The organism is Rhodoferax sp. LS1R11 (assembly GCF_056521395.1).
In genome coordinates, this window is the sequence record NZ_JBWMAW010000009.1 from 79,798 (window position 1) to 93,660 (window position 13,863).

General features: G+C 60.0%; 18 protein-coding genes and 1 pseudogene. 1 reads left to right on the forward strand and 18 read right to left on the reverse strand.

The annotated features are described in order from the left end of the window. The first annotated feature begins 37 nt into the window (after positions 1-37). On the forward strand, positions 38-1,180 hold the full coding sequence (locus AC097N_RS12310; RefSeq protein ID WP_479581313.1) for a S1C family serine protease: 1,143 nt from the start codon (positions 38-40) through the stop codon (positions 1,178-1,180). 32 nt (positions 1,181-1,212) lie between these two features. On the opposite strand, the gene tatC is transcribed toward AC097N_RS12310, so the two are convergent. The 18 genes and pseudogenes from tatC to AC097N_RS12400 form a co-directional block, all read right to left on the reverse strand. Beyond that, entirely contained in the window at positions 1,213-2,004 is a 792-nt protein-coding gene (tatC, locus tag AC097N_RS12315; protein ID WP_479581314.1) for a twin-arginine translocase subunit TatC, read from the reverse strand. Beyond that, on the reverse strand, positions 2,004-2,468 hold the full coding sequence (gene tatB / locus AC097N_RS12320; RefSeq protein WP_479581315.1) for a Sec-independent protein translocase protein TatB: 465 nt from the start codon (positions 2,466-2,468) through the stop codon (positions 2,004-2,006). The genes tatC and tatB overlap by 1 nt, the downstream gene beginning before the upstream one ends. Positions 2,469-2,512: 44 nt before the next feature. After that, a complete protein-coding gene (tatA, locus tag AC097N_RS12325; RefSeq protein WP_479581316.1) occupies positions 2,513-2,752 on the reverse strand; it encodes a Sec-independent protein translocase subunit TatA in 240 nt (79 codons plus the stop codon). Between the two features lie 68 nt (positions 2,753-2,820). Then, positions 2,821-3,195, reverse strand: a complete 375-nt coding sequence (locus AC097N_RS12330; RefSeq protein ID WP_479581317.1) for a histidine triad nucleotide-binding protein — start codon at positions 3,193-3,195, stop codon at positions 2,821-2,823. After that, a complete protein-coding gene (locus tag AC097N_RS12335; RefSeq protein WP_479581318.1) occupies positions 3,192-3,575 on the reverse strand; it encodes a DUF4870 family protein in 384 nt (127 codons plus the stop codon). The genes AC097N_RS12330 and AC097N_RS12335 overlap by 4 nt, the downstream gene beginning before the upstream one ends. Next, positions 3,572-3,952: a phosphoribosyl-ATP diphosphatase gene (locus AC097N_RS12340; protein ID WP_479581319.1), complete on the reverse strand. Its 381-nt coding sequence runs from the start codon at positions 3,950-3,952 to the stop codon at positions 3,572-3,574. Before AC097N_RS12340 ends, AC097N_RS12335 begins: the two co-directional genes overlap by 4 nt. 6 nt (positions 3,953-3,958) lie before the next feature. Then, a pseudogene (gene hisI / locus AC097N_RS12345) lies at positions 3,959-4,363 on the reverse strand (phosphoribosyl-AMP cyclohydrolase); the annotation flags it as partial. Positions 4,364-4,431: 68 nt separating this feature from the next. Continuing rightward, a complete protein-coding gene (gene hisF / locus AC097N_RS12350; RefSeq protein WP_479581320.1) occupies positions 4,432-5,211 on the reverse strand; it encodes an imidazole glycerol phosphate synthase subunit HisF in 780 nt (259 codons plus the stop codon). Positions 5,212-5,301: 90 nt separating this feature from the next. Then, the gene (gene hisA, locus AC097N_RS12355; protein ID WP_479581321.1) at positions 5,302-6,042 is read right to left on the reverse strand and encodes a 1-(5-phosphoribosyl)-5-[(5-phosphoribosylamino)methylideneamino]imidazole-4-carboxamide isomerase; all 741 of its coding nucleotides are present in this window, start codon (positions 6,040-6,042) and stop codon (positions 5,302-5,304) included. A 58-nt stretch (positions 6,043-6,100) separates the two neighbouring features. Next, on the reverse strand, positions 6,101-6,784 hold the full coding sequence (gene hisH / locus AC097N_RS12360; RefSeq protein ID WP_479581322.1) for an imidazole glycerol phosphate synthase subunit HisH: 684 nt from the start codon (positions 6,782-6,784) through the stop codon (positions 6,101-6,103). Between the two features lie 50 nt (positions 6,785-6,834). Further along, positions 6,835-7,455, reverse strand: coding sequence for an imidazoleglycerol-phosphate dehydratase HisB (gene hisB, locus AC097N_RS12365; RefSeq protein WP_479581323.1), 621 nt, complete (start codon positions 7,453-7,455; stop codon positions 6,835-6,837). After that, positions 7,452-8,561, reverse strand: a complete 1,110-nt coding sequence (gene hisC, locus AC097N_RS12370) for a histidinol-phosphate transaminase (protein ID WP_479581324.1) — start codon at positions 8,559-8,561, stop codon at positions 7,452-7,454. Before hisC ends, hisB begins: the two co-directional genes overlap by 4 nt. Then, on the reverse strand, positions 8,558-9,901 hold the full coding sequence (gene hisD, locus AC097N_RS12375; protein ID WP_479581325.1) for a histidinol dehydrogenase: 1,344 nt from the start codon (positions 9,899-9,901) through the stop codon (positions 8,558-8,560). Before hisD ends, hisC begins: the two co-directional genes overlap by 4 nt. Positions 9,902-9,930: 29 nt before the next feature. Further along, positions 9,931-10,569: an ATP phosphoribosyltransferase gene (hisG, locus tag AC097N_RS12380; protein ID WP_479581326.1), complete on the reverse strand. Its 639-nt coding sequence runs from the start codon at positions 10,567-10,569 to the stop codon at positions 9,931-9,933. Then, positions 10,566-11,831 carry a UDP-N-acetylglucosamine 1-carboxyvinyltransferase gene (gene murA, locus AC097N_RS12385; RefSeq protein WP_479581327.1) on the reverse strand — a complete coding sequence of 422 codons (1,266 nt, stop codon included), beginning with the start codon at positions 11,829-11,831 and terminating at the stop codon, positions 10,566-10,568. The genes hisG and murA overlap by 4 nt, the downstream gene beginning before the upstream one ends. A gap of 56 nt (positions 11,832-11,887) precedes the next feature. Continuing rightward, complete coding sequence (locus AC097N_RS12390; protein ID WP_479581328.1) at positions 11,888-12,130, reverse strand: BolA family protein; 243 nt, start codon at positions 12,128-12,130, stop codon at positions 11,888-11,890. 28 nt (positions 12,131-12,158) lie between these two features. Beyond that, positions 12,159-12,914 carry an ABC transporter permease gene (locus AC097N_RS12395; RefSeq protein WP_479581329.1) on the reverse strand — a complete coding sequence of 252 codons (756 nt, stop codon included), beginning with the start codon at positions 12,912-12,914 and terminating at the stop codon, positions 12,159-12,161. Beyond that, entirely contained in the window at positions 12,911-13,861 is a 951-nt protein-coding gene (locus AC097N_RS12400) for an ABC transporter ATP-binding protein (protein ID WP_479581330.1), read from the reverse strand. Before AC097N_RS12400 ends, AC097N_RS12395 begins: the two co-directional genes overlap by 4 nt. Between the last annotated feature and the right edge of the window lie 2 nt (positions 13,862-13,863).

Sequence of the window (13,863 nt, forward strand, 5' to 3'; positions counted from 1 at the left end):
CGGCCCTTCACTACGCGACTTGTCGCACGAACTACTCATGAAACGATTCTGGTTGTTGTTTTCCCAAACGGTTACCGTTTTAATGGCCGCGTATTTTGTGGTCGGCACGCTAAAACCCGAGTGGTTGGGCAACCGGTCACCACACGCGGCTGGCGTGTCCCTGCTGGAAGCCCCGGCAGCCAGTCCAGGTGCCGTGCCCGCGGGCAGTTTCCGGTTGGCTGCACAAAAATCATCCGCGGCCGTTGTCAGCATCAACACCAGCAAAGCGGCCAAAAACAACCCTCATGGCAACGACCCTTGGTTCAAGTTCTTTTTTGGAGAAGAAGGCAACCAGCCGCAAGTCGGCCTGGGAAGCGGCGTGATCGTCAGCAGCGATGGCTATATCCTGACGAACAACCACGTGGTGGAAAGTGCCGACGAGATTGAAGTCATCCTGAACGACAGCCGGCACGCCCAGGCCAAAGTCATCGGAACCGACCCGGACAGCGATCTCGCTGTCTTGAAGATTGACCTCGACAAGCTGCCGGTCATCATGTTGGGCAATTCGGATTCATTACAGGTGGGTGATCAGGTCCTGGCCATTGGCAACCCGTTTGGCGTTGGGCAGACCGTGACCGGGGGCATTGTCAGCGCGCTGGGGCGCAACCAGCTGGGCATCAACACGTTTGAAAACTTCATTCAGACCGATGCGGCCATCAACCCCGGCAACTCAGGCGGTGCGCTGGTGGATACCAACGGCAACCTGCTGGGCATCAACACCGCCATTTACTCACGCTCGGGGGGCAGCATGGGCATTGGCTTTGCAATTCCCGTGTCCACCGCCAAGCTGGTCATGGAGGGAATTGTGAAGGATGGACAGGTCACACGCGGCTGGATTGGCGTCGAGCCCAACGAGCTGAACCCCGAATTGGCCGAGACCTTTGGCGTGCAGACAAAAGCAGGGGTCATCATCACTGGGGTTCTGCAAAACGGGCCAGCTGCGCAATCGGGCATTCGCCCCGGCGATGTCATCCTGAGTGTGGCGGGCAAACCGGTGGGCAATGTGTCCGAGTTGCTCACCAGCGTGGCAGCCCTTAAACCAGGGACGGCCTCGAAGTTCAGCGTGCTGCGAAAAGAAGAGAAAGTGGATCTGAACGTGACGCCGGGTGTACGGCCCAAACCACGCAAACAAACTCAGTAGCGATGAAAAAGCCCGGAATCACCGGGCAGTGTTCAAGGCTTGGCAGCCTCGGTGTCTTCTTCAGGCGCCTGAGTGTGTTTGATAAACACTTGCGCCGCGAGAATACCAATTTCATACAGCAAGTACATGGGCACCAGCAGGGCAATCATGGACACCGGGTCCGGCGGCGTGACCAGGGCGGCAATGGCAGCTGCCCCCACGACAAAATAGGTCCGGAACGACTTGAGCTGCTCCACCGTCACGATACCCATGCGTGCGAGGATGACCACCACAATCGGCACTTCAAAGGCGACACCAAAGGCAATGAACATGGTAATCACAAAGTCAAGATAGGCCTCAATGTCCGGGCTGACCGCGACCGAGATGGGCGCCATTTTCTGGATGGCCGGAAAAGCCTGCCCAAACACAAAGAAGTAACAAAAAGCGGCGCCTGTATAAAACAATAAGGTGCTGGCAGCGACCAAAGGCAGCACCAGCTTCTTCTCATGCTTGTACAAGCCGGGGGCAACAAACGCCCAGATTTGATAAAGAATCCAGGGCAGCGACAGCGCAATGGCGGCCATGACCGATACCTTGATGGGAACCAGAAACGGGGAAACCACGCCCACCGCAATCATGCGCGAGCCTTCCGGCAGTGACTTGACCAGGGGCATGGCCAGCAGGTCATACAACTTGGAAGGACCGGGGTAAAAGAACAATACCGCGAGTACAGCCCCCACGCCGTACAAGGACCGCAAGAGCCGGTCGCGCAATTCGAACAGGTGCTGGACGAAGGGCTGCTCAGTGCCAGCCAGTTCGTCCTCTTTATGGACAGGATCGGTCATCAGTTAGCTTTGGAAGGTCGGAACCGGGCTACCCGGGCGGCACCCGACTGGGCATTGGTGCGCGTACCCGTGCGCGCTTTGTACCAGCGCGGGGTGGCGCCCTGCTTGATGCGCCATTTTTTCTTGGGATTTTTGTATTCAGGAAAGGTCGAATAGCCGTAGGAAGAGTTGCCGATCGCGGCCTGGTCGGTGGTTTCGGCCCAGCTTTTCTCGAAATCACTGGCGCTGGTCTGAATCGAATGCTCGACATCCCGGGCCGCGCTCTCGACCGTGTCCTTCATTTTCTTGAGTTCATCCAGGTCCATGGAGCGATTGACTTCGTCCTTCACATCAGCGACATAGCGACGTGCCCGACCCAACAACGTGCCCACGGTCTTGGCCAACCCTGGGAGTTTGTCGGGGCCGATGACCAACAGGGCGATCGCCCCAATGATGGCGATCTTGGTGACGCCAATGTCAAGCACGGAGACGCAGTCCCGCTAGAACAGGCTTCTTGGCAAACACGTCCTCAGACCTTGGTTTTGGCTTCGACATCAATCGTTTCTTTGGCGGCAGACGAGGCAGAACCGACTTGCTGCGCCGGTGCGGTGGCGGTTTCGGCTGTTTTGTCGGTGCCGTCTTTCATGCCATCCTTGAAACCCTTGACCGCGCCACCCAGGTCAGACCCGATATTGCGAAGTTTCTTGGTGCCAAAAATAACCACGATAATGACCAGAAAAATGATCAGGTGTGTTGTTGAAAATCCCATGGGTTTCTCCTAACGAATTGAAATGATTTTAGTCGGCGAACTGCAAGCAGCTCGATTGGAGCGGGGAATTATCCCCGCAGCCAGGGCCTGGGCCCGCCCATCACATGGATGTGCAGGTGATGGACTTCCTGTCGCCCTTCGGCCCCAGTATTGCTCAAAATACGAAACCCACCTTCGGGGTAAGGATTGCATCCTTCCTGCAAGGCCAACTGGGGCGCCATCGCCATCATGCGCCCCAACAAACCCGCATGCTCGGCGCCGACGTGCGCCATGGATGGGATGTGCATCTTGGGAATCATCAAAAAATGCACCGGGGCCCACGGATTGATGTCGTGGAAGACGAACATTTCCTCGTCCTGGTAGACCACTTTGGACGGGATCTTGCCCGCCACAATCTTGCAAAACAGGCAATCCGGATCGCTTTGAACAATGGACTCGATCATGATGCGACGCCCATGGGCAATCCTTTGTTCATGCGCACCATGCCGCTGACGATGCGGTAGAGAAACCAGATCGAGATCACCCCCCAGGCGATCCATCCGGGGAAGATGAAAAGAAACCACAAAGGCGCCGTCACCGCGTACAGCACCGCGGCAATGATCACGGTGCGGATGCGCCAGCGAAAGTGCGACGCATGCCATGTGCCTTCAGCCTCCGAGCGCTTGACCAGGTCAATGACCAGCGCCACCACCAGAAGCGCGGGGCCAAATTGCCCCCCCGGAATCAGCGCACCAATCGCGACAATCAGGTGCAGGATGTAGCTGATGGTGCCCACCGTGTTGAGTGCCTGCAGCTTTTCGATCTCCAATGCATCCTGGTTCATTTGGTCTCCGTCTCGCGCGCGAGCACCTTGCGCAAGGCTTTTTCTTCAATGCCGCTGGTGCCGACGCGCCGCTCCAGCTCCGCCACCACATCGGTCGGCGTCAGGCCATAGTGCGCCAACGCCACCATGCAATGAAACCAGAGGTCCGCGACTTCGTAGACAATTTTGGTCTTGTCACCGCCATGATCCGCGTCTTTGGCCGCCATCACAACCTCGGTGGCTTCTTCACCAATTTTTTTCAAAAAGGCGTCAGGCCCTTTGTGCAACAGGCGCGCCACATAGCTGGCGTCCGGATCACCGCCATTTTTGGGCAAGCGACTTTCAATCACCTGTGCGAGACGGGCGAGTGAATCAGAGGACAAGTCGTTCGAAGTCATGGCTGCTTATTTATAGATGGTTTGCGGGTCTTTCAAGACCGGCTCGGTGACTTTCCACTCGCCGTTCTCGTACACCGTGAAGAAACAGCTGTGGCGACCGGTGTGGCAGGCAATGCCGGGCTCATGCCCGAGCTGGGTGACCTTGAGCAAGATCACGTCATTGTCGCAATCCATGCGGATTTCATGCACTTTTTGCACATGACCAGACTCTTCGCCCTTGAACCACAGTTTGTTGCGCGAACGGCTGAAGTAAACCGCCTGCCCCAACTCAGCCGTCTTCTGCAAGGCCTCGCGGTTCATCCACGCGAACATGAGCACGTCATTGCTGCCCTGCTCCTGCGCGATCACCGGCACGAGGCCCTTGGAATCCCATCGAATGTGTTTTAACCAGTTCATGCCAGAATTGTCAGTGTTTTGAAATTGCTATAAATTTAATAGCTACTTATCTAGGAAGGACGGCGGCTACAGGCAAAAATAGCTCAAAGACGAACGGGTATGCCGCGCTCGGCCATGCGCGCCTTGGCCTGGCCTACGGTGAATTCGCCGTAATGAAAAATGCTGGCCGCGAGCACCGCGTCAGCGCCGCCCAGCTGGATCCCGTCGGCCAGGTGGTCCAGGGTACCCACACCGCCCGAGGCAATCACCGGCACACCGATGGCATCACTGACGGCCCGTGTCAGCGCCAGATCAAAGCCGGACTTGGTGCCGTCACGGTCCATGCTGGTGAGCAAAATCTCGCCGGCGCCACGCTTGGCCATCTCCGTGGCCCAGGTGACCACATCCAGACCGGTATTTTTGCGCCCGCCGTGGCTGTAGACGTCCCAGCCCTCGCCGCGGTCGAGCATGTCGTCGCCAAAACGGCGTTTGGCATCGATCGCCACCACAATAGCCTGCGCGCCGTACTTGGCGGAGGCCTCCGTGATGACCTGCGGGTTGGCCAGCGCCGCCGAGTTGAAGCTGATCTTGTCGGCGCCCGCGTTGAGCAGGCGGCGCACATCTTCCACCGTGCGCACCCCGCCGCCCACCGTCAGGGGAATGAACACCTGGGAGGCCACGGCTTCGATGATGTGCAGAATCATGTCGCGGCCGTCACTGGTCGCGGTGATGTCAAGAAAGGTCAGTTCGTCCGCGCCCTGGTCGTTGTAACGGGCGGCGATTTCCACCGGGTCGCCGGCGTCGCGCAGCTCGACAAAATTGACGCCCTTGACCACGCGGCCACCGGTGACGTCGAGGCAGGGAATGATGCGTTTGGCTAGCATGGGCAGGCGACGCCGGACCGCCCCAAGGCGACTGCAGCCCCCTCGGGGGGCAGCGTAGTGCACGAAGTGACAAGCGTGGGGGCCATATTCCTAGCCGTTCAATTCGTCAGCGCGCGCTTGCGCGGCGGCAAAGTCGAGGTCGCCCGAGTAAATGGCGCGGCCGCAGATGACGCCTTCAACGCCGTCGTCTTCAACGGCGCACAAGGCCTCGATGTCGGCCATGTTGCTCAAACCGCCCGAGGCGATCACGGGAATGCTCAGGGCCTGCGCCAGCTTGACCGTGGCGTCCACGTTGATGCCGCTGAGCATGCCGTCACGGCCGATGTCGGTGTAAATGATGGATTCGACGCCGTAGTCTTCAAACTTCTTGGCCAGATCGATCACGTCATGGCGGGTGAGCTTGCTCCAGCCGTCGGTGGCAATCTTGCCGTCGCGGGCGTCCAGTCCAACGATGATGTGACCGCCAAACGCCGTGCAGGCGTCCTGCAAAAAGCCGGGGTTCTTGACCGCTGCGGTGCCGATGATGACGTAGCGCAGACCGGCGTCGAGGTAACGCTCGATGGTGTCCAGGTCACGGATACCGCCACCCAGCTGCACGTCCACCTCGCTGCCCACTTCTTTCAGAATCTTGCGAATGGCCACTTCGTTCTTGGGATGCCCCGCAAACGCGCCATTCAAATCGACCAGGTGCAGGCGTCGCGCGCCTTTGGCAACCCAGCTCCGGGCCATGACGGCCGGATCTTCGCCAAAGGTGGTGGATTGGTCCATGTCGCCTTGTTTGAGGCGAACGCAGTGGCCGTCTTTTAAGTCAATTGCAGGTATTAAAAGCATGATGCTTCAGAGTGGTGGAGGAAGGGAAACAACGAGAAGCTCGGAGGGAGCAAAGAGGTCAGGGATTCCAGTGAAGGAAGTTTCTGTAAAGGGACAAACCGTGTTCGGCACTTTTTTCGGGATGAAATTGCGTTGCAAAAATATTATCGCGCGCAATGGCCGACGTGAAGCGGCTGCCGTAGTCGGTCTCGCCCACGCTGTGGCGTGGATCAGACGGCCGGGCGTAAAAACTGTGTACAAAGTAGAAGTAGCTGCCATCGGGCACCTCGCCCCACACCGGGTGCGGCACGCCACCGTGGTTGTTGCGATAGACCTGGTTCCAGCCCATTTGCGGCACTTTGTAGCGGCTGCCATCGGGTTGCAACTGGCCTTCGAGGTCGAACTTGATGACTTCACCCGGGATCAGGCCCAGACAGGGGGTGTCCAGTTCGGCGCTGTGATCCAGCAGCATCTGCATGCCGACACACACGCCCATGAGCGGTTTGTTCGCTGCAGCATGCAACACGGCGGACAGCATGCCGGACTCAACCAGCTCACGCATGCAGTCACGCATGCCACCCTGGCCCGGCAGCACGACACGGTCGGCGGCCAGCACTTCTTCAGGTGTACGCGCCCAGACGACCTCGACGCCCGAGCCTTGCGCGGCATGGATGACGGCCTGCGACACGGAACGAAGGTTACCCATGCCATAGTCGACCACGGCAACGGTTTTCTTCAGGGTATTGATTGCTATTGAATTCATAGCTACTTACCCACGGTTACCGGGGGCTAGAGGCCTGTTTGGCATAAATTTTACAAAGAACCCTTGGTCGACGGAATGGTGCCCAGCGCGCGCGGGTCAAACTCCAGCGCGGAGCGCAAAGCGCGGGCGAAGGCCTTGAACACGGTCTCGGCCTGGTGGTGAGCGTTTTCGCCGCGCAGGTTGTCGATGTGCAAGGTCACAAAGGCATGGTTCACGAAGCCCTGAAAAAACTCATGCGTCAGTTGCGTGTCAAAGGCGCCAATCATGCCGCTCTTGAACGGCACGTTCATGACCAGACCGGGGCGGCCGGACAGGTCGATGACGACACGGGACAGCGCTTCATCCAGCGGCACGTAGGCGTGGCCGTAACGGCGAATGCCTTTTTTGTCGCCCACGGCCTTGTGCACGGCCTGGCCGAAGGCAATGCCCACGTCTTCGACCGTGTGGTGGCCGTCAATGTGCAGGTCCCCCAGGGCATGGATGTCGAGATCGATCATGCCGTGGCGGGCAATCTGGTCGAGCATGTGGTCAAAAAAGCCGATGCCGGTGTGCAGCTTGGCCGCGCCGGTGCCGTCCAGATTGACCTTGACGGTGATTTGGGTCTCGGCCGTGTTGCGGGAGACTTCTGCCGTGCGGGGGCCGGTGGCAGGCGTGGGGATAGAGGTGGTCATAGTGATTCTTGAAGGGCGGCCAGCATGCGCCGGTTTTCGTCGGCAGTGCCAACAGTCAGACGCAGGCAATGGGCCAGCAATGGGTGCATTTTAGAAACGTTCTTGACCAACACCTGGCGCGATTTCATGCCGTCAAACGTTTTTTGCGCATCCGGCACCCGCACCAGCACCATATTGGCGTCGCTGGGGTAGGCCCGGATACCAGGCATGGCGTGAAGTGCTTCCAAAATAATAGCGCGCTGCGCACAGATATCAAGGGCTTGCGCCGCAAACACCTCTTGGTGCTCAAGCGCAAACAAGGCGCACTCGTAGTCCAGCACGCTGATGTTGTAGGGCGGACGCACCTTGTCAAACTCGGCGATCAGAGCCTGGGGGCCCATCATGTAGCCCAGGCGCACACCGGCCAGGCCAAACTTGCTGAGCGTACGCATCAGCAGCACATGGCTGTGGCGCGCCAGCCGGTCGATGTAGCTTGTGCAGGCGAACGGCTGGTAGGCCTCGTCCATCACGACCAGACCGCCCTGCTCACCCACCGCGACGATGATCTTCTCAATGACCGTGTCATCCCACAGGTTGGCGGTGGGGTTGTTGGGGTAGGCCAGGTAGGTGATGGCGGGCCGGTGCAGGGCAATGGCGGCGAGCATGGCGGCCTCGTCCAGTTCAAAGTCCGCCGTGAGGGCGACGCCGTGAAAGTCCAGCCCCTGCAACTGCGCGCTCATGGCGTACATGACAAAGCCCGGCAACGGTGCCAGCACGCTGGCTTTTTTGAAGCCGTTGGCCGCGCTGGGAGGCACGGCACAGGCCAGCGCCACCAGGCTGATCAACTCATCGGAGCCATTGCCCAACATGAGCTCGAAGCCCTCGGGCATGCCCGCGTAAGCGGCCAGCGCATGGCGCAGGTCATTGACCCGGCCATCGGGGTAACGGTTCAGCGCCAGCGCGCCCAGGCGTTGGCCCAGGGCCGTCTGCAATGCGGGCGCAAGGCCATGGGGGTTCTCCATGGCGTCCAGCTTGACCATGCCGGTCGAATCCTGCACGGCATAAGCATGCATGGCCCGCACGTCTTCGCGGATGACCTGGCGCACGGGTGTGACTGAGGCGTTCATGAACTGGCGCGCATCGGGGGCACAGAGGCCAGACGCAACTCGGCCGCCCGCGCGTGGGCCTGCAGGCCCTCGCCATACGCCAGCTCAGCGGCAATCAGGCCCAGCGTCTGGGCGCCCGCTTCGCTCACTTCAATCAGGCTGCTGCGCTTTTGAAAGTCGTAGACCCCCAGGGGGCTGGAGAAACGGGCCGTGCCGCTGGTCGGCAGCACGTGGTTCGGTCCGGCGCAGTAGTCGCCCAGCGATTCGCTGGTGTAGGCGCCCAGAAAAATGGCACCTGCGTGTTTGAGCAGCGGCTCCCAGCGGTGCGGGTCGCGGCTGCTCACCTCCAGATGCTCGGGGGCGATGCGGTTGCTGATGTCGCAGGCTTCTTCCATGCTGCGGGTGTGGATCAGGGCACCGCGGCCATTGAGCGACTTGGCGATGATCTCGGCCCGGGGCATCTCGGGCAGCAGGCGGTTGATTGAGGCTTGCACCTCGTTGATGTAGGCTGCGTCGGGACACAGCAGGATGCTTTGCGCCAGCTCGTCGTGCTCGGCCTGGCTGAACAAGTCCATCGCCACCCAGTCAGGCGGCGTGCTGCCATCGGCCAGCACCAGAATCTCGCTGGGGCCGGCAATCATGTCGATACCGACCGTGCCAAAGACGCGGCGCTTGGCTGCAGCGACATAGGCATTGCCCGGGCCGGTGATCTTGTTCACCGCCGGAATGGTGGCGGTCCCAAAAGCCAGCGCAGCCACCGCCTGCGCACCACCGAGGGTGAACGCCCGGGTCACGCCAGCCACATAGGCCGCGGCCAGCACCAGCGGGTTTTTCACGCCCTGGGGCGTGGGCACCACCATGATGATTTCACCCACCCCGGCCACATGCGCGGGGATGGCGTTCATCAACACGGACGACGGATAAGCCGCCTTGCCACCCGGCACATAAATGCCGACACGGTCCAGCGGCGTGACCTTCTGGCCCAGGAGGGTGCCGTCTTCGTCGTGGTAGCTCCAACTCTCGCCACAGGCTTTTTTCTGCGCTTCGTGGTAGGTGCGCACGCGCCGGGCTGCGGCCTGCAAGGCCTCGCGCTGGGCGGACGGGATGGCGTCGAACGCGGCCTTGAGTTCGGCCTGCGTGAGCTCCAGTTCGGCCACGGTCGAAGCCGTCAGGCCGTCAAAGCGCTGCGTGTAGTCCAGCACCGCGGCGTCACCGCGCGCCTGCACGTCCGCCAGGATGTCTGCCACCCGCTGCTCAATGGCCGCGTCGGCCTCGGCGGACCAATGCAGGCGCGCCTTGAATTCAGCATCAAATGTGCCGCTAGCCGTTGATAAATAAGCGGGAGTAGCTACTAATTTCATAGCAGTATTAAGCGGATGAATAAGAGGCGTCAGGGAACAATGGCCGATGCAAACGCATCGATGATCTTGCGAATCGGGGCCTGTTTCAATTTCAGGGCCGCCTGGTTGACCACCAGACGCGAGCTGATGTCCATGATGTGCTCGACCTCCACCAGGTGGTTGGCCTTGAGCGTGTTGCCGGTCGAGACCAAGTCCACAATGGCATCGGCCAGGCCCACCAAGGGCGCGAGTTCCATGCTGCCGTAGAGCTTGATCAAGTCCACGTGCACGCCTTTGGCAGCGAAAAATTCGCGGGCAATCGCCACGTACTTGGTCGCCACCCGCAGGCGCGAGCCCTGCTTGACGGCCGAGGCGTAATCAAAATCGGCCCGCACCGCCACACTGATGCGGCACTTGGCAATTTGCAGGTCCAGCGGCTGGTAGAGCCCATCGCTGCCGTGCTCCAGCAGCGTGTCGCGTCCGGTGATGCCCAGGTCGGCACCGCCGTACTGCACGTAGGTGGGCACGTCCGTGGCGCGCACCACCAGCACACGCACATCGGGCTGGTTGGTGGTGAGGATGAGCTTGCGCGATTTTTCCGGATCTTCCAGCACCTCGATGCCGGCGGCCCGCAGCAGCGGCAAGGTCTCTTCGAAAATGCGGCCCTTCGACAACGCCAAAGTAATCATTTCACTCTTTCAATATCGGCACCCAGGAGACGAAGCTTGGCTTCCATCTGATCGTAGCCCCGGTCCAGGTGATAGATGCGTTCCACCAGGGTTTCGCCTTCAGCGACCAAACCCGCAATCACGAGGCTGGCCGACGCCCGCAGATCGGTCGCCATGACGGTGGCGCCCGAGAGCTGCGCTACCCCCTCCACCACCGACACTTTGCCGTCGATCTGGATGTTCGCCCCGAGGCGAACCATCTCGTTGACGTGCATGAAACGGTTTTCAAAAATGGTCTCGGTCACCTTGGATGTGCCATGCGAGATGCAGTTGAGCGCCATGAACTGCGCCTGCATGTCGGTCGGAAAACCGGGGTACTCGGTCGTCCGGAAGCTTTGGGCTTTCAGGCGTCCCTGGGACTGAACGCGAATGCCGCCCTCCAGCTCGGTGACCGTGGCACCCGCATCGCGGAGTTTTTCCACCACGGCTTCAAGGTGCTCGGCACGGCCATGCTGAAGCACCACGTCACCGCCCGTGGCCGCAACGGCGCACAAAAAGGTACCGGTCTCGATCCGGTCCGCCACCACCTGGTGTTCACAGCCATGCAGTTTGTCGACGCCCTGGATGCGGATGCGGCTGGTGCCGTGACCTTCAATCTTCGCGCCCATCTTGATCAGCATTTCAGCCAGGTCAGGGATCTCGGGCTCTTGCGCCGCGTTCTCCAGAATGGTCTCGCCTTCGGCCAGGCAAGCGGCCATCAGAAAGTTTTCGGTACCGGTGACGGTGACCATGTCGGTCGCGATCCGCGCGCCTTTGAGGCGGGTGCGGCCTTCGGGCAGTTTGGCGATCATGTAGCCGTGCTCGACCACGATCTCGGCGCCCATTGCGGTCAGGCCCTTGATGTGCTGGTCCACGGGGCGTGAACCAATGGCACAGCCGCCCGGCAAAGACACCTTGGCGTGGCCAAAACGGGCCAGCAAGGGACCCAGCGCCAACACCGACGCCCGCATGGTCTTGACCAATTCATATGGCGCTTCAGGCAAGGTCAGCGAGCCGCCATCAAGGCGCACGGTCCCGCCCTCATCGCGCTCGACACCGACACCCATGTTGCCAATGAGCTTGAGCATGGTGGACACGTCCTGCAAACGCGGGACATTGGTCAAGGTCACGGGTTCGGCCGTCAGCAGGGCGGCGCACAGCTCGGGCAAAGCCGCGTTCTTGGCGCCGGAAATCAGCACCTCACCATGCAGTTGTCGACCGCCGCGAATCAATAATTTATCCATAAAGTCAGTTCAAAAAGTTCAGGTCCACAGGCGCGATCCACCCGTTCAAAACACCATCATTTGGCCAATGCCGCCCATTCGGATGGCGTGTACGTCTTCATCGACAGGGCATGAACCTCGTCGTTTTGCATTTTGTTGCCCAGCGTGGCATACACCTGTTGATGACGTTGAATGGCACGCTTGCCATCAAATGCGGAGGACACCACGGTGGCGTACCAGTGGCGGCCGTCGCCTTCAAGTTCGATGTGTTCGCACATCAAACCCGCGGTAATCATGTCTTTGATCTGGTCTGCAGTCATGTCAACAATCCAAAAAATGTAATTCGCGTCAACCGCGGATTTTGTAACCGGTGCGAAGCAGGTAGATGGCCACAGCACTCACAAAGGCCAGAGAGCCCCCCACCACCGAAAAACTCAGCCAGGGCGACACATCGCTCACGCCGAAAAAGCCGTAACGAAAGCCATCAATCATGTAGAAAAACGGGTTCAGGTGGCTCACGCGTTGCCAGAAAGGCGGCAGGGAATGAATCGAATAGAAGACGCCACTGAGAAAGGTCATGGGCATGACCACAAAATTCTGAAAGGCCGCCAGCTGGTCAAACTTCTCGGCCCACAGGCCGGCGATCAGGCCCAGCGTGCCCATCAAGGCAGCACCCATCACGGCAAAAACCAGTATCCACAACGGCGCCACAAAACTGACCTCGGTGAACAAGGCCGAGACACCAAACACCCCCAGACCCACGACCAGACCACGAATCACCGAAGCGCCCACATACGCCACAAACCAGTTCATGTACGAGAGTGGCGTGAGTAGCAAAAACACCAGGTTGCCCATGACCTTGCTCATGATCAGCGACGAGGAACTGTTGGCAAACGCGTTTTGCAACAAACTCATCATCGCCAGACCGGGCACCAAAAAGGCGGTGTAACTGATCTTGTCGTACACCTTGACATGGGACTCCAGGGCGTGCCCGAAGATCAGCAGGTACAGCATGGCCGTCAACACCGGACCTGCCACCGTCTGGAACGCCACCTTCCAGAAGCGCAGCACTTCCTTGTACAACAGTGTTTGCCAGCCGGTCACGAGAGAGCTCCTGCGGACTGATTTTTCGCGTCTTTGTTCTTGTGCATCACATCCAGAAAAACGTCTTCCAGATCGGCCTTGCGAATCTCGACGTCGTGCGCCACCAGACCGGCCTCGCGCACCGCGGCAAGGTAAGTTTCGATCTCCAGCGCGTCGTGGGCCGGGAACTGGACAATTCGGCCGGTGATGCGCGCCTTGTCAGCCAGCAGCTGGGGCAACTCGCTGTCCACCTTGAAGCGCAGCACATTGCTGGAGGCCGCCTTGAGCAATTCACTGGTGTGGTCCAGCGCCACGATGCGCCCGGTCTTGAGCATGGCAATGCGGCCGCACAAGGCTTCGGCTTCTTCCAGGTAGTGCGTTGTCAACAGCACGGTGCTGCCTTGTTTGTTGAGTTTGGCAATGAACTGCCACAAGGTCTGGCGCAACTCCACATCCACACCGGCAGTGGGTTCGTCGAGCACGATGACCGGCGGCTTGTGCACCAGGGCCTGGGCCACCAGCACACGCCGCTTCATGCCACCCGAGAGCTGGCGCATGTTCGAGGTGGCCTTGTCGGCCAGACCGAGGCTTTCCAGCAGTTCATCGATCCAGGCGTCGTTGTTCTTGACGCCAAAATAGCCTGACTGGATGCGCAGCGCTTCGCGGACACTGAAAAAGGGATCGAACACCAGCTCTTGTGGCACCACACCCAAGCTGCGACGCGCCTGCGCGTAATCCGCCTGCACATCATGACCCAACACCGAGACCTTGCCCGATGTGGCACGGGCAAGCCCCGCCAGGATGCTGATCATGGTCGTCTTGCCCGCGCCGTTGGGGCCCAGCAGACCAAAAAACTCCCCCTCCTCGATATCCAGGCTGACGCCATCGAGTGCGAGAAAAGTGCTGCCTTTGGGACCGCGCGGGGAGGGATACGTCTTGGAGACGGACTGGAATGAGATAGCGGGCATGG